This is a genomic window from Pseudomonas sp. T1.Ur, from assembly GCF_023516725.1.
GTDB lineage: Bacteria > Pseudomonadota > Gammaproteobacteria > Pseudomonadales > Pseudomonadaceae > Aquipseudomonas > Aquipseudomonas alvandae.
On record NZ_JAMGSN010000001.1, the window covers coordinates 3,929,012 to 3,944,105 of the forward strand.

Consider the following 15,094-nt stretch of genomic DNA (forward strand, 5'->3'; position numbering starts at 1 on the left):
AGCCTGCTGGCAACGATGTCACAGGCAGACCGCTATCGCGAGCAAGCTCGCTCCCACAGGGTTTCGGCTTATCTCACAGCCCCGCGCAACTCCCCCACCAGCGCTTGCAACTTCGCAGGCTCAGCCGCCTCGACCGCCACCGCCGTTCCCGCCACCAACGTCACACGCGACCAGAACCGGCGGAACATCCCCTTGCTCGGATCGCGACTGAAGAAACTCCCCCACAACCCTTGCAATGCCAGCGGGATCACCGGCACCGGCGTTTCCTGAAGGATGCGCGTCAAGCCACTCTTGAACTCATTGATCTCACCGTCGGCGGTCAACTTTCCTTCAGGGAAGATGCACACCAGCTCACCGTCTTTCAGATACTGGGCGATGCGGCTGAAGGCTTTTTCGTAGATATGGATGTCTTCCTGGCGCCCGGCAATCGGAATTGTCCCGGCGGTGCGAAAGATAAAGTTCAGCACCGGCAAGTTGTAGATCTTGTAGTACATGACAAAGCGAATCGGCCGACGCACCGCGCCACCGATCAACAGGGCATCGACAAACGACACGTGATTGCACACCAGCAGCGCGGCGCCTTCGTCAGGAATCGCGTCCAGGTTGCGATGCTCCACACGGTACATGGAATGGCTGAGCAGCCAGATCATGAAACGCATGCTGAACTCGGGGACGATCTTGAAGATATAGGCGTTGACGCCGATGTTCAGCAGCGACACCACCAGGAACAACTGCGGAATCGACAGCTTGGCCAGGCTCAGCAGGACGATGGAAACGATTGCCGAGACCACCATGAACAAGGCGTTGAGAATGTTGTTGGCAGCGATGACCCGCGCCCGCTCGTTCTCGACGGTACGCGACTGGATCAGCGCATACAGCGGCACGATGTAGAAGCCACCGAAGATGCCCAGGCCGAGAATATCGATCAGCACCAGCCAGGCGTGGCCGAACCCGAGAATCTGCAGCCAGCCGTGGCCGTCGACGCTGTCGGGGATCCCACCGGAATGCCACCACAGCAGCAGGCCGAACACGGTCAGTCCGAATGAGCCGAACGGCACCAGGCCGATCTCGACTTTGCGCCCCGACAGCTTTTCGCAGAGCATCGAGCCCAAGGCGATCCCCACCGAGAACACGGTAAGGATCAGGGTCACGACGGTTTCATCGCCGTGCATCCACTCCTTGGCATAGGCGGGAATCTGCGTCAGGTAGATCGCCCCGACAAACCAGAACCATGAATTGCCAACGATGGAACGGGATACCGCCGGCGTCTGCCCCAGGCCCAATTTCAACGTGGCCCAGGACTGGCTGAAAATGTTCCAGTTCAAGCGCATCTGCGGCGAGGCAGCCGCTGCCCGCGGGATGCTGCGACTGGCCAGGTAGCCGGCCGCGGCAATGCCGACAATCGCCACTGACACGACTGGCGCGTAGTGCGCCGACGACATCATGATTCCTGCGCCGATGGTGCCCGCGAGGATCGCCAGGAACGTCCCCATCTCCACCAGCCCATTGCCGCCAACCAGTTCATCCTCGCGCAGGGCCTGCGGCAGAATCGAATACTTCACCGGCCCGAACAGCGCCGAGTGGGTGCCCATGGCAAACAGCGCCACCAGCATCAGCCACAGGTGATCGAACAGGAACCCCAACGCACCGACCGCCATGATCGCGATCTCGCCCAGCTTGATCAGGCGAATCAACGCATCCTTGGCGAACTTTTCTCCAAACTGGCCCGCCAAGGCGGAGAACAGGAAGAACGGCAAGATGAACAAGAGCGCGCAGAGGTTGACCCAGATCGAGCGGTCACCCTCGATGGTCAGTTTGTAGAGGATGGCGAGAATCAGCGACTGCTTGAAAATGTTGTCGTTGAACGCGCCAAGGGACTGCGTAATAAAGAACGGCAGGAAGCGCCGCGTGCGAAGCAAATTGAACTGCGAAGGGTGACTCATCTTCCATGTTCCTGAGTGGCGTGGACGCTTATTGGAATGACGCTTTTTCGATCCAGGCCACACATTACCTGTCTTTGCCGATTATTTCGCCAGGGCGGCAAGTGTCCTGTTTCGCAAATATGTTTCTTTTTGGCGAGTGGCTGTTGTCGTCAGGCAAGGCGACGTGACGAGTCATAGCCCGCTATGGCGAGGAGCGACAACGCCGCATGACGACAACAGACGCCGTCAAGAAGGAACAGTATTTGTGATACAGGACACTAGGCATGGCGACACAAACAACTCGCCATGCCAGGCGCCGACCAGCGTGCGCCAGCCAACGATCAGCCACATCACCCCCAGCAGCGCCACCAACCCACAGCCGAACACATTGAAAAACACAAGGCCCAGCAAGCTCGCCAGCTTCAGGGTCGTCAGCGCATACACGCCCAAGGGAAAGGTGAAACCCCACCAGCCGAGGTTGAACGGGATGCCCTCGCGCAGATAGCGCGCGGTGATCAACAGCGCCATCAACATCCACCACAGACCGAAGCCCCACAGGGTGATGCCTGCGACCAATCCCAAGCCCGAAGCAACCTCGCCGATGCCCGGCAGGCCATTGGCGGCAAAAATCATGGGCGCATCACCGCCCAGCAACAACATGCCCAGGGCGCCGGTACCGATCGGGCCGAGAGCCAGCCAGCTCGAAGCGGCCATGTTTTCGTGGGGCAGTTTGTGCAGGGCCATGCGCAACAGCAGGATCGTCAGAATGCTGAATGCCACCGGTAGGGAAAATGCCCAGAGTATGTAGCTGGTGACCAACATCGTCAGTTGCGAATGGGCATCCCCAAGGTGCGGTGCCAGTAACCCACCGCTGGCGGCGGCGACTTCGGCGGCCACTACGGGCAACAGCCACACGGCCGTCATCTGGTCGATGCGGTGCTCCTGGCGGGTAAACATCAGGTAAGGAATCAACACGCCACAGGCTAATGACATTGCCACGTCGATCCACCACAACACCTCGACCACCGACAGCACGCCCTCCCCCCAGCGCGGTACGCCGAACAGCAGGAAACCGTTGATGATGGTTGCCAACCCCATCGGAATCGTGCCGAAAAACATCGACACGGTTGAGTGTCCGAAGATCCGCCGGGCCTCATCAAAGAAGAGCACCCAGCGAGCGGTGTAGAGCCCGGCAAACACAATGAACAGCAAAATGTTGAACAACCACAGCCCTTCAGCCACCCGGTGCAAGCCCGGGGTCGCCCCTGGCAGCTGCGCCAGGGCCAGCGCCAGCACGCCGGTGCCCATGGTGGCAGCGAACCAGTTCGGGGTGAATTGCCGAACGACTTCCAGCGGACTCGGCAGATGGCTCAGGGGGCGCAGGCGAAATCTTTCAGCACGGCACGTCATGGTCACGTCTCTCCTCGGATAAGGTGATGCCATGCTAAAACCCGAAAGAATATCTATATAACGGGTAATTTCTCTATATCTAATCTGTTTTGCAGATATGCGCTCAAGAACGAAGTCCGTCAGCCAACGGTTTGTCGGGTTGGCGCAGCAAGCCTGCCAGCGCGCCGACGGCCATCAAGATCAGCACTGCACCGAAACCATTGGTGGTCGGAATCAGACCGTAGAGACGCGTCAGGTTCCCAGCCAGCAGCGATGGCAAGCTGAACGCCAAGTAGCTGAGCACGTAGAATGCCGACATCAACCCCGCCCGCTCGTGGGGCAAGGCCAGCGGCATGATGCTGCGCAGGGCACCGAGGAACCCGGAGCCGAAACCGCTGCCGGTAATCAGCGTACCGATGAAGAACAACGGCAGGCTCGCCGCGTGCACGGCGATCAGCACCAAGGCCAGGCCAAGCACCAACAGGCTGGCGCCAAGACGCAGCATCATGTCCGCCGTGCGGTTACGCAACGTGTAGATCGACAGCGCCCCCGTGAGCGTCAGCACGGCCACCAGCGCGCCGCCGATCAGGTTCGATGTCGAGCCAGTCGCGGCCCGAACCAAGGACGGTGCCAGGGACAGATAGAACCCACCCACCGCCCAGGCCGCCAAGTCCAGGGGCAATATCAGCCACAACGCGCGCCGCGCCTGGACCGGCACATGCAAGGTCGGACGCAGTGATCGCCAGGCCCCGGGTTGTGGGCTGACGCTTTCAGCCAGGCGCCAGAGGTAAATGGCTTGGAGAACGAACAACGCCAGCAGAATCCAATAGGTCAGCTGCAACGGCATCGGCGCGAATTCCGCCAACAGGCCACACCCCATCGCGCCACACGCCATGCCGAGCAGAGGCGCCACGCTGGTGATCAGCGGGCCCTGCTGGCGATCGAAATCCAGCAACGCTGCGCCCAAGACACTGGTGGCCATGCCCGTGGCGAAGCCCTGGACCAACCGCGCGCCGATCAACCAGGCGACACTCTCGGCATTGATAAACAGCAGCATCGCCAGCATGTTGAGCAGTAACGCGACGAAAATCACCGGTCTGCGGCCAAGGTAATCAGACAACGAACCGACGACCAGCAAGGCCGCCAGCAGACTGAACGCGTACACGCCGAAGATCAGCGTCAGGATCGCCGGGGAGAATTGCATGTGCTCCTGATAGAGGTGGTACAACGGCGTCGGCGCGCTGGACGCCGCCAGGAAACCGAGCAAGGTAATCGCCAGGAATATCAGGCTGGCGCGGGTCGAAGCTGGACGAGACATGGGCACGCTCCACAAGGACATTCGTAAAAGCTAATTTTTTGCTTTTGCCGAGTGTGCTACCGGTGTGTGCTTAAAGCAAATTCTTTGTGTTAAGGTCCGACACATGGCTATCAAAGAAGGTTTACGCCCTGGCGGCAGAAGCGCCCGGGTCCAAGAGTCGATTCATTCGGCCGTGCGCGCCCTGCTCCAGGAGCAGGATCGCGCCACCCTGACCGTGCCGCAGATCGCTGCGCGCGCGGGGGTCACGCCGTCCACCATTTACCGGCGCTGGGGCGATCTGCCGGCGCTGCTGGCTGACGTCGCCATCGAGCGCATGCGTCCCGACGGCGAACCGGCCAACACCGGCAGCCTGCGCGGCGACTTGCGCGCCTGGGCCGAGCAATACCTGGACGAAATGACTTCCGAGCCCGGCCGCAACATGATGCGCGACATCCAGGCCTGCGCCACGCCGGGGTATTGCGTGGGCATTATCAGCGGCCAGTTGCAGATCATCCTGGACCGTTATCCCGATGAGCCGAATCCTGGAATCGAGCGGTTGGTGAACGTGATCGTGGCGCCGACGGTGTTTCGCATCCTGTTCGCCACTGCGCCGCTGGAGGTCGAGGAGTTGTATCGGTTGGTGGATATGGCGCTGGATCAGTGAAAATGCCATCGCGAGCAAGCTCGCTCCCACATTGGATTTCGGTGTGCCACAAATCTTGTATTCGATAAATAGCCATTGTGGGAGCGAGCTTGCTCGCGATGAGGCCGGCAACATCGCTGCATAAAAAAATCCCACCCGCGACACCCCGCCACGCCTCGACCTTGGTCGACACTGACGAACCCGAGCGGGCATGCGAGACTGTCTTGCCGGGCCCAAGCCCGGGCGTATTTGTCTGGGAGTTTCCATGTCGCTGTCCAGCGGGCTGATCGCCGTTGTCGCCCTGGCCTATATGGCCATCATGTTCGCCATCGCCTTCTACGGCGACCGACGCAGCACGCCGCTGCCGCCGCGCGTGCGGGCGTGGGTCTATAGCCTGTCGCTGGCGGTGTATTGCACCAGTTGGACGTTCTTTGGCGCAGTGGGCCAGGCCGCCGAACAACTCTGGGCCTTCCTGCCGATCTACCTCGGGCCGATCCTGTTGATGGTGTTGGCACCGTGGGTCCTGCAGAAGATGGTGATGATCAGCAAGCAGGAGAACATCACCTCCATCGCCGACTTCATCGCCGCCCGCTATGGCAAGTCCCAATCCCTGGCGGTGGTGGTGGCCTTGATCTGCCTGGTCGGCGTGCTGCCCTACATTGCCTTGCAGCTCAAGGGAATCGTGCTCGGGGTGAACCTGTTGATCGGCGCCGGAGCCGACGCCATGGGCACCCGGGCCCAGGACACGGCGTTGATCGTTTCGCTGATCCTGGCGCTGTTCACGATTGTCTTCGGCACCCGCAACCTCGACGCCACCGAGCACCACCGTGGCATGGTGCTGGCGATTGCCTTTGAATCCCTGGTCAAGCTGTTCGCCTTCCTGGCGGTCGGCGCGTTCGTCACGTTCGGCCTTTATGACGGCTTCGACGATCTCTTCAACCAGGCGATGCTGGCGCCGCGACTGGAGCAGTACTGGAAAGAAACCATCAACTGGCCGTCCATGGTGGTGCAGACCGGGGTGGCGATGATGGCGATCATTTGCCTGCCGCGGCAGTTCCACGTCACCGTGGTCGAGAACATCGAACCCCAGGACCTGCGCCTGGCCAAGTGGGTGTTTCCCGCCTACCTGGCCTTGGCCGCATTGTTCGTCGTGCCGATCGCCCTCGCCGGCCAAATGATGTTGCCCAGCTCGGTGTTGCCGGACTCGTTCGTCATCAGCCTACCGCTCGCCCAGGCCCATCCGGCGCTGGCGGTACTGGCCTTCATCGGCGGGGCCTCGGCCGCGACTGGCATGGTGATCGTCGCGAGTGTCGCGCTGTCGACCATGGTCTCCAATGACATGCTGTTGCCCTGGCTGTTGCGCCGCAACAATGCCGAGCGGCCGTTCGAAGTATTCCGCCAATGGATGCTGTCGGTACGCCGGGTGAGCATTGTCGTGATCCTCCTGCTGGCCTACGTCAGCTATCGGTTGCTGGGTTCGACGGCGAGCCTGGCGACCATCGGCCAGATCGCCTTCGCCGCCGTGACGCAATTGGCGCCCGCCATGCTTGGCGCGCTGTACTGGAAACAGGCAAACCGGCGCGGTGTGTTTGCCGGCCTCGCCATGGGGATATTCCTCTGGTTCTATACGCTGGTGCTGCCGATCGCCGCCCACAGCCTGGGCTGGTCGCTGGGCAGTTTCCCAGGCCTGGCCTGGCTGCATGGCAACCCGCTGAACCTGCCGATCACCCCGCTGACCCAAGGCGTCGTCCTGTCCCTGGCCGGCAATTTCATATTGTTCGCCTGGGTCTCGGTGCTGTCGCGCACCCGGGTGTCGGAGCACTGGCAGGCTGGACGCTTCATCGGCCAGGAGATCAGCGCCCGCCCCAATCCTCGCTCGATGCTGGCGGTGCAGATCGATGATCTGTTGCAACTTGCCGCGCGCTTCGTCGGTGAAGAACGCGCGCGCCAGAGTTTCATCCGCTTTGCCTATCGCCAAGGCAAAGGCTTCAACCCGAGCCAGAACGCCGACAGCGAATGGATCGCCCACACCGAGCGGCTGTTGGCCGGTGTCCTGGGGGCCTCTTCGACGCGCGCGGTGGTCAAGGCGGCGATCGAAGGCCGGGAGATGCAGTTGGAAGACGTCGTGCGGATCGCCGACGAAGCGTCCGAGGTGCTGCAATTCAACCGGGCCCTGCTGCAAGGCGCCATTGAAAACATCACCCAGGGCATCAGCGTGGTCGATCAGTCCCTGCGGCTGGTGGCGTGGAACCGTCGATACCTGGAGCTGTTCAATTACCCCGACGGCCTGATCAGCGTCGGTCGGCCGATCGCCGACATCATCCGCTACAACGCCGAGCGCGGCCTCTGCGGCCCGGGCGAGGCGGAAGTCCATGTCGCCCGGCGCCTGCACTGGATGCGCCAAGGCCGCGCGCACACCTCGGAACGATTGTTCCCCAACGGCCGGGTGATCGAGCTGATCGGCAACCCGATGCCCGGCGGCGGTTTTGTCATGAGTTTCACCGACATCACCGCGTTCCGCGAAGCCGCCCAGGCCTTGACCGAAGCCAACGAAGGGCTGGAACAACGGGTGGCCGAACGCACCCGCGAACTCTCGCAACTGAACCAGGCCCTGACCGAAGCCAAGAGCACGGCCGAATCCGCGTACCAATCCAAGACCCGCTTCCTCGCCGCTGTCAGCCATGACTTGATGCAACCGCTCAACGCCGCGCGACTGTTCTCCGCTGCGCTGTCCCACCAGCACGACGGCTTGCCGAGCGAGGCCCGGCAGCTGGTCCAGCACCTGGACAGTTCATTGCGCTCGGCCGAGGACTTGATCACTGACCTGCTGGACATTTCCCGACTGGAGAACGGCAAGATCAACCCCGACCGCAAGCCGTTCGCCCTCAATGATCTGTTTGACACCCTGGGCGCCGAATTCACGGTGCTGGCCCAGGAGCAAGGCCTGAAATTCCGGGTTCGTGGTTCGCGGCTGCGGGTCGACAGCGACATCAAGCTGCTGCGGCGTGTTCTGCAGAACTTCCTCACTAACGCCTTCCGCTACGCCAAGGGGCCGGTACTGCTGGGCGCGCGCCGCCGCGACGGTGAACTGTGCCTGGAGGTCTGGGACCGTGGGCCGGGCATCGCCGAAGACAAACAGCAGGTGATTTTCGAAGAGTTCAAACGCCTCGACAGCCATCAGACCCGCGCCGAAAAAGGCCTTGGCCTCGGCTTGGCGATCGCCGACGGACTGTGCCGCGTGCTTGGCCACACATTGCGCGTACGCTCCTGGCCGGGGCGCGGCAGTGTGTTCAGCGTCAGCGTGCCGCTGGCCACCACGCAAGTCGTGGCGCCTGCTGCCGTGGTCGAGCCCAACGGTCACTTGCCCTGTGGTGCGCAGGTACTGTGCGTGGACAACGAAGACAGCATCCTGATGGGCATGGACAGCCTGCTGACCCGCTGGGGTTGCCGGGTGTGGACCGCGCGTAACCGCGAAGAATGCGAGCGCTGGCTGACCCAGGGTGGCCGCCCGCAGTTGGCGCTGGTGGATTTCCATCTGGACGACGGCGAAACGGGGACCGAGTTGATGGCCTGGTTGCGCACGCGGATGGGCGAACCGGTGCCGGGCGTGGTGATCAGCGCCGACGGCCGGCCCGAGACCGTGGCCCAGGTGCATGCGGCGGGATTGGATTACTTGGCCAAGCCAGTGAAACCGGCGGCGCTGAGGGCGTTGTTGAGCCGGCATTTGCCGTTGTAATCCAGGAAAAAGGTAAACCTCTGTGGCGAGGGAGCTTGCTCCCGCTGGACTGCGTAGGAGCTGTCGAGCGAAGCGAGGCTGCGATCTTTCCACTTCCCATTGAATCGCGAGAGAAAGATCAAGATCAAGATCAAGATCAAAAGATCGCAGGCTTCGCCAGCTCCTACAGGGCCCAGCGGGAGCAAGCTCCCTCGCCACAAGGGGGCGGTGCAAACCTTGGAGGCTACTGACCCTGGCTTTCTTCGCCGGTTTCTTCAGGCAATCCATCCACATCCGCCATTGCGCGCTCAAGCAGCTCCGCAGGCAGGCTCTTGCTCGCCCGGGCGCCCAGCAGCTTGAGTTGTTCGCTACGGCTGACCAGGTTGCCGCGGCCTTCCGTCAGCTTGTTGCGCGCAGCCGCGTAGGCCTTGTCCAGTTGCTGCAAGCGACTGCCGATTTCGTCCAGGTCTTGGATGAACAGGACGAACTTGTCATACAGCCACCCCGCCCGCTCGGCAATTTCCCGGGCGTTCTGGCTCTGGCGTTCCTGTTTCCACAGGCTGTCGATCACCCGCAAGGTCGCCAACAGCGTAGTCGGGCTGACGATCACGATATTGCGATCGAAGGCTTCCTGGAACAGATTCGGCTCGGCTTGCAAGGCTGCGGAAAATGCCGCTTCGATCGGCACGAACAGCAACACGAAATCCAGGCTGTGCAAACCGTCCAGGCGCTTGTAGTCCTTGCCGGCCAAGCCTTTGACATGCGCGCGCAACGACACCACGTGTTGCTTGAGGGCGAGCTGGCCGATGGCATTGTCCTCGGCGGCCACATATTGCTGGTAAGCCGTCAGGCTGACTTTTGAATCGACCACGACTTGCTTGTCGCCGGGCAGGTAGATCAACACGTCTGGCTGGAAACGTTCACCGTCCGGCCCCTTGAGGCTGACTTGGGTCTGGTATTCGCGGCCCTTCTCCAGGCCGGCATGTTCCAGGACTCGCTCCAGGATCAATTCACCCCAGTTGCCCTGGGTTTTCTGGCCCTTGAGCGCCCGGGTGAGGTTGGTGGCTTCATCGCTCAGGCGCAGGTTCAGTTGTTGCAGTCGCTCCAGCTCCTTGCCCAGGGAGAATCGCTCCCGCGCCTCGGCCTGGTAGCTTTCTTCGACGCGTTTTTCGAAGGACTGGATGCGCTCCTTCAGTGGATCGAGCAATTGCCCGAGGCGCTGCTGGCTGGTTTCGGCGAAGCGCTGTTCGCGCTCATCGAAGATTTTCCCTGCCAGTTCGGCGAACTGGGCGCGCAATGCGTCTCGCGAGCCTTGCAGGTCGTCCAGGCGCTGCTGATGGTTTTCCTGCTGCTCGCGCAATTCGGCATGCAACGAGGCCGCCTGGGCATCGAGGCGGCGCAGTTCCGCTTCTTTATTGGCGCGCTCAAGACTCCAGGCATGAGCGGCATCCCTGGCGTTGTCGCGTTCGATCTGCAACAACTCGACCTCGCGACACGCGGCGGCAAGCTCGGCCTGCTTGGCGGCATTGGCCTGGCTCAGATCACTGATTTCGTCGCGGCAAGCATCGAGCTGGGCGTTCAACCCATCGTGGGCCATGTGGGCGGTGGCCAGGCGTTCTTCCAGCAGTGCCAGTTCGGTCTGCGCCGCGCTGGCCTGGCGTTGCAGGTGCCAGGCCAGTGCCAACAGTGGCACCGCTGCGCCTGCCAGGCCGAGCAACAGGCTGGTCAAATCCATCGCCATGACAATTCCCGCGCAAGAAATAAAGGCCGAAGGTTAACCAAGCCGCCAAGCGTTGCCCAGCTCAGTCTTCGATTTCGCCCAATGCCTGACGGGCACGGTGGTCGCCGGCCCGCGCGGCTTGGCGCAACAAATCCTGGCCGATGCGGCGGTCGCGCGCGTTGCCACATTCGCGGCACATCAACTGGCCGAGGCGGCTTTGCGCAGCCACCACGCCTTCACGCGCCGGTTGCTTGAGCAGGCGACCGGCCAAGTGCTTGACGCTAGGGCGTTCGCCCAGGCGCGGGCTGTCCAGCAGCCACTCGGCAACGCGCATCGATATGCGTTTGGGTGGGGTAACACCGGAGGGTGCGGCGGTAACAGGATTTGATACGGAGCGAAACTTCATGACGCACTACGGGACAGATCGGAAGGCGCGCCACTCTACTCCTTTTTTCGTACGGGTAAAGTCGAAAAAAACCAGCACGCCCGTCCTAGAGCAAGCGCGCGGGACAATCCACAGAAGCTGTGGATAACTCAGTGGACAACCCACCTTGAACCCGCCGCAAGCCCTGTGGAACGGGGCCTGCGCTCAAACTGACGATTTTTTCACCAGTAAAAAAAAGCGATGTTTTTCATTGACTTAAATTTTGGATACAGGCACCTACCCCCGAATGTTTCAACGTGACAGTTAGGTGACAACTCGGCGCACCGGTGTGTACAAGTAACATCCGAACGGTTATATCGCCGCGCTTTTTTGGCTCATGAGGGCTTGCATCCTGTGGACAAATCTGATCAATGAAGGCAAACCGCCACCTGCCGGTCGTCGGCGGGACTGTTTCTTTTTTGACCAACGCCCTTCCCTTCACCGATTCGATCCGTTAGTATCCGCGGCGTTAGTACCAAGCTGAAAGTCAATTCCGGGTCGGAAACATCTCCGCGGTCAGCCATCCCCCAAGGGACGCCTCACCGAAAAAAGAGACCGCCCCCCTCGATGGTTTCCAGGTACCCCTTGCGCCAACACGCTTTTCGCACGAATGCGAGGTGTGATGCCAAGCTCGTTACTCTGACCGAACCAACCTGCAAAATTGATCAGGATCTTCACCCCGGGCCCAGAACCTTTGCCCTTGCCGTGTTGCCTGCCCTCCTAAGTACCTACCTGCCAGCCCAAGCGCGCCCTTTATATAGCGCTCAAACTGGCTGCTTTGTTCCAGTCGGGTTCTTCGTTCGACCAATGGTGGTCGACGTTACTGGAACGTTTTAACGCTGCACGGTTCTTAACCGTGTCATTTGCAGGAACACCCATAACATGTCTAATCAAATCCAGACACAGGATGCCATTCGCACCCTAACCAACGCTTTTGCTCCAATGAACTGCCTGATCATGGCCGCTCGCAAAGGCTGCTTCAGCTTCACGCTGGTCAACGAACACGGTATCGCTCGTCACAGCGAACGCCTCTACCCCGACCAGTACTCCAGCGCCGAGCCGCTGCAGGCCGTGATCGAGCGTACCCGCCAGGCACTGGTTGCCTGAAACGCCGAAGCGCTGAAACCCAAAGGCCCCGCCCTGAAAGCGGGGCTTTTTATTGCCCGGCGTTTCTCGATAAAGCGCAACGGCTTAAGCACGTATGGCTATAACAGTCATAACCGTTCGGCGAACATGGTTTAAAAACAGGCCTTTACAGCGCAGATATGACACTACACTTCAACTCGAGCGGCATGATCCGCTTCGGCGGAGCCTGAACCGATCCACCCGCTGCCAAGCCCATACCTTCAGGCTTCGCCCATTTTCCCGATCCGAGGGTCTTATGGGTATCGCTGCCAGCGAACTGTGTCGATATGTGATCCGCCCGACGCTCCTGTACCTGGGGAGCCACAGCACCACGGCGGAAGCCTTGCTGCTGGGGATTGCCGCCAGCCAGTCAGGCTTGGGCGCCGCCTTGCATGATCGCCGCGGACACGGTTTGTACCGGATCACCGAACCTCGCCATCAAGCCCTCTGGGACGACTACCTCGCCCTGGATCCGGAACGTGCCAGCCTGGTGCGTGGCCTGGCAAGCCAGCACGCTTTCCTCAGCGGCCCTCATCTTGAACTCACCGTCAACCTGCGCTACGCCACGGCCATCGCCTGGTTATTGGTGGAAGAACACGCCACCCCGCTTCCCAACGCCGACGACCTGCTGGGCATGGCCCGGATCTGGCGCCAGGTTTTCCACCCTCCAGGCCGCCTAAGGGACTTTACCTGCGCCTGGCAAAATTGTGTCTCACCTGTGAATCAGGTCGCCTGCTGAACGGAAAAATGGAAACTTCCTACAAATGTCATGAATTTGGTCGGATTGTCCTACAAAACCCCTCTAAAACAAGCGATACAAGCTATAGCGCTTGCACGAAAATGTTGGTAATTTTCGCCTCGGTGATCACCTGGAGTTCTAACAATGAAAAAAATGATGCTCAAAACCACCCTTGGCCTTGCCGTGACCTTGGCATCCACCCAAATTTTTGCCAGTGGCTTTGCCTTGAACGAACAAAGCATCAGTGGCATGGGCACTGGCTTCGCGGGTCGTTCTTCTTCTGCCGATGACGCAAGCACCGTGTTTGGCAACCCTGCCGGCATGTCGCGCCTCAAGCGCCAGCAAGTCACCGGCGGCTTCGCCGTGATCGACGCGTCCACCGATCTCAGCGACACCAGCGGCACCCAGTCCGGCACCAACGATGGCGACATGGTCCCGTTCACTGGCGTTCCGATGGGCTACTACGTCAAGCCTATCGATGATCAGTGGGCGTTCGGCCTGGGCGTCTACGCCCCGTTTGGCCTGATCACCGACTATGAAAACAGCTTCCAGGGCCGCAATTTCGGCAGCAAGAGCGAAGTGAAGGTCGTGACCTTTCAGCCAACCATCAGCTACGCCTTCAACGACAAGGTGTCGATTGGTTTTGGCCCGACCATCAACCGGATTTCGGGTTCGTTGGAGTCGGCACTGGATGTACCGGGCCTGTCTACCAACGGCAATGTAAAGATCAAAGGCGATGATATCGGCTACGGCTACAACATCGGTCTCTTGGTGCAGGCGACCGATACCACCCGTGTTGGCCTGACGTATCACTCCAAGGTCAAATACAAGCTGGAAGGCCATACTGAAGTGAACCCGGGTGGCACTCCCGTTTTCCCAGGCCTTCTGGTAGATGGGCGCTACGACGCCTCCCTGGACATCACCACGCCTGAATCGGTGGACTTCTCGGTGACCCAGGAAATCAATGATGCCTGGACGGTCTATGCCGGTAGCACCTGGACTCGCTGGAGCCGCCTGAAAGACATCACCGTGAACAACGACGTCACGGGCGGCGGCGCATTGAACCCCACCCTTTTCGGCACCATCACCGAAGAACAGAACTGGCATGACACCTGGGCCTACGCCATCGGTACCTCCTACCAGTTGAACAAACAGTGGGTGCTGCGCACCGGCCTGACCTTCGACCAGTCGCCTGCCAACAACACCGACCGCTCGCCACGCATTCCTACCGGTGACCGGACCATCTTCAGCCTCGGTGCCGGTTGGAGCCCAACCGAAGACCTGACCATCGACGTGGCGTATTCCTACCTCAAGGAAGAAAAAGTCAACGTCAACAGGACCAACGCCTTGGGTCAGGCCTACAACGCTGAATACGAAAACAGCGCCAACGGCTTCGGTGTCGGTGCAACCTATCGCTTCTGATGATTCACGGCGAGGTTGAACGCCTCCCCCATTGAAGCGAAAAAAAGCCCCGCACTCTGCAAAGAGGCGGGGCTTTTTCGCGACTGGCGGTCAGGGTTTGGAAGCAATGGCCGCCTCTACCGCCTTGATGAAATCAGGATCATCAGGCTTGATCCGACTGGAAAAACTGCCGACCACCTTGCCCTGGCGGTCGACTACATATTTATAGAAATTCCATTTCGGCGCGCTGGATTGTTCGGCCAGGTGCTTGAACAACGGTATGGCGTCCGCGCCTCGCACCGGTTGCGGCTCGGTCATGGTGAAGGTCACGCCGTAGTTGACGTAGCAGACCTTGGCGGTTTCCGCACCGTCCTTGGATTCCTGCTTGAAGTCGTTGGACGGCACGCCCAGCACTTCCAGCCCTTCTCCCTTGTAACGCTGGTTCAGCGCCTCGAGCCCTTTGAACTGTGGCGCGAATCCACAGAAGCTGGCGGTGTTGACCACCACCAACGGCTTGCCGGCAAAGCGCTGGCACAAATCGATGGTTTCCTTGGCCCGCAATTTGAGTAATTGGCCTTCCAGCAACCGCGGGCAATCAGCCGCCCATACTTGCCCGCCCACAGCGAGCAACAGGGCGGGAACAGCAAGCCAGCGCATCAGCATGTCGGATTTTCCTTGTAAGCCTGTCAGACCAAGACGTTACTCCGCCATGCCCAGTG

The 15,094-nt window shown here is 60.6% G+C and carries 11 protein-coding genes; 5 read left to right on the top strand and 6 right to left on the bottom strand.

All coding sequences use genetic code 11. From position 1 onward, the window contains the following. Window positions 1-68: 68 nt before the first annotated feature. From M8Q45_RS17535 to M8Q45_RS17545, 3 genes are all read right to left on the bottom strand, one after another. Window positions 69-1,943 (bottom strand): MFS transporter, encoded by a 1,875-nt coding sequence (locus M8Q45_RS17535; RefSeq protein WP_030142370.1) that lies wholly within the window; start codon window positions 1,941-1,943, stop codon window positions 69-71. A 225-nt stretch (window positions 1,944-2,168) separates the two neighbouring features. After that, window positions 2,169-3,332, bottom strand: a complete 1,164-nt coding sequence (locus M8Q45_RS17540; RefSeq protein WP_249875760.1) for a TDT family transporter — start codon at window positions 3,330-3,332, stop codon at window positions 2,169-2,171. Window positions 3,333-3,435: 103 nt separating this feature from the next. Beyond that, window positions 3,436-4,629, bottom strand: a complete 1,194-nt coding sequence (locus M8Q45_RS17545; RefSeq protein ID WP_249875761.1) for an MFS transporter — start codon at window positions 4,627-4,629, stop codon at window positions 3,436-3,438. Between the two features lie 103 nt (window positions 4,630-4,732). Here M8Q45_RS17545 and M8Q45_RS17550 point away from each other — a divergent pair, with 103 nt between their 5' ends. Both M8Q45_RS17550 and M8Q45_RS17555 read left to right on the top strand, forming a co-directional pair. After that, window positions 4,733-5,272 (top strand): TetR/AcrR family transcriptional regulator, encoded by a 540-nt coding sequence (locus tag M8Q45_RS17550; protein ID WP_030142373.1) that lies wholly within the window; start codon window positions 4,733-4,735, stop codon window positions 5,270-5,272. Window positions 5,273-5,516: 244 nt separating this feature from the next. Beyond that, complete coding sequence (locus M8Q45_RS17555) at window positions 5,517-8,987, top strand: hybrid sensor histidine kinase/response regulator (protein ID WP_249875762.1); 3,471 nt, start codon at window positions 5,517-5,519, stop codon at window positions 8,985-8,987. A 223-nt stretch (window positions 8,988-9,210) separates the two neighbouring features. On the opposite strand, the gene M8Q45_RS17560 is transcribed toward M8Q45_RS17555, so the two are convergent. Both M8Q45_RS17560 and M8Q45_RS17565 read right to left on the bottom strand, forming a co-directional pair. Then, window positions 9,211-10,593 carry a DNA recombination protein RmuC gene (locus tag M8Q45_RS17560; RefSeq protein WP_249877345.1) on the bottom strand — a complete coding sequence of 461 codons (1,383 nt, stop codon included), beginning with the start codon at window positions 10,591-10,593 and terminating at the stop codon, window positions 9,211-9,213. 175 nt (window positions 10,594-10,768) lie between these two features. Then, a complete protein-coding gene (locus tag M8Q45_RS17565; protein ID WP_030142376.1) occupies window positions 10,769-11,092 on the bottom strand; it encodes an SEL1-like repeat protein in 324 nt (107 codons plus the stop codon). Window positions 11,093-11,992: 900 nt separating this feature from the next. On the opposite strand from M8Q45_RS17565, the gene M8Q45_RS17570 reads away from it, so the two are divergent. From M8Q45_RS17570 to M8Q45_RS17580, 3 genes are all read left to right on the top strand, one after another. Continuing rightward, the gene (locus M8Q45_RS17570) at window positions 11,993-12,217 is read left to right on the top strand and encodes a hypothetical protein (protein WP_249875763.1); all 225 of its coding nucleotides are present in this window, start codon (window positions 11,993-11,995) and stop codon (window positions 12,215-12,217) included. A gap of 274 nt (window positions 12,218-12,491) precedes the next feature. Further along, window positions 12,492-12,974 (top strand): hypothetical protein, encoded by a 483-nt coding sequence (locus M8Q45_RS17575; RefSeq protein ID WP_030142378.1) that lies wholly within the window; start codon window positions 12,492-12,494, stop codon window positions 12,972-12,974. A gap of 144 nt (window positions 12,975-13,118) precedes the next feature. After that, entirely contained in the window at window positions 13,119-14,396 is a 1,278-nt protein-coding gene (locus tag M8Q45_RS17580; protein WP_249875764.1) for an OmpP1/FadL family transporter, read from the top strand. Between the two features lie 90 nt (window positions 14,397-14,486). Here the strand turns inward: M8Q45_RS17580 and M8Q45_RS17585 are convergent, their stop codons facing one another. Beyond that, window positions 14,487-15,038 (bottom strand): glutathione peroxidase, encoded by a 552-nt coding sequence (locus M8Q45_RS17585; RefSeq protein ID WP_249875765.1) that lies wholly within the window; start codon window positions 15,036-15,038, stop codon window positions 14,487-14,489. Window positions 15,039-15,094: the final 56 nt, after the last annotated feature.

Excerpts from the sequence above, each read along its gene's own strand:
- M8Q45_RS17565 (WP_030142376.1), bottom strand. The coding sequence starts at position 11,092 with ATGAAGTTTCGCTCCGTATCAAATCCTGTTACCGCCGCACCCTCCGGT.
- M8Q45_RS17540 (WP_249875760.1), bottom strand. The coding sequence starts at position 3,332 with ATGACGTGCCGTGCTGAAAGATTTCGCCTGCGCCCCCTGAGCCATCTG.
- M8Q45_RS17570 (WP_249875763.1), top strand. The coding sequence starts at position 11,993 with ATGTCTAATCAAATCCAGACACAGGATGCCATTCGCACCCTAACCAAC.
- M8Q45_RS17535 (WP_030142370.1), bottom strand. The coding sequence starts at position 1,943 with ATGAGTCACCCTTCGCAGTTCAATTTGCTTCGCACGCGGCGCTTCCTG.
- M8Q45_RS17550 (WP_030142373.1), top strand. The coding sequence starts at position 4,733 with ATGGCTATCAAAGAAGGTTTACGCCCTGGCGGCAGAAGCGCCCGGGTC.
- M8Q45_RS17555 (WP_249875762.1), top strand. The coding sequence starts at position 5,517 with ATGTCGCTGTCCAGCGGGCTGATCGCCGTTGTCGCCCTGGCCTATATG.
- M8Q45_RS17585 (WP_249875765.1), bottom strand. The coding sequence starts at position 15,038 with ATGCTGATGCGCTGGCTTGCTGTTCCCGCCCTGTTGCTCGCTGTGGGC.
- M8Q45_RS17575 (WP_030142378.1), top strand. The coding sequence starts at position 12,492 with ATGGGTATCGCTGCCAGCGAACTGTGTCGATATGTGATCCGCCCGACG.
- M8Q45_RS17580 (WP_249875764.1), top strand. The coding sequence starts at position 13,119 with ATGAAAAAAATGATGCTCAAAACCACCCTTGGCCTTGCCGTGACCTTG.
- M8Q45_RS17545 (WP_249875761.1), bottom strand. The coding sequence starts at position 4,629 with ATGTCTCGTCCAGCTTCGACCCGCGCCAGCCTGATATTCCTGGCGATT.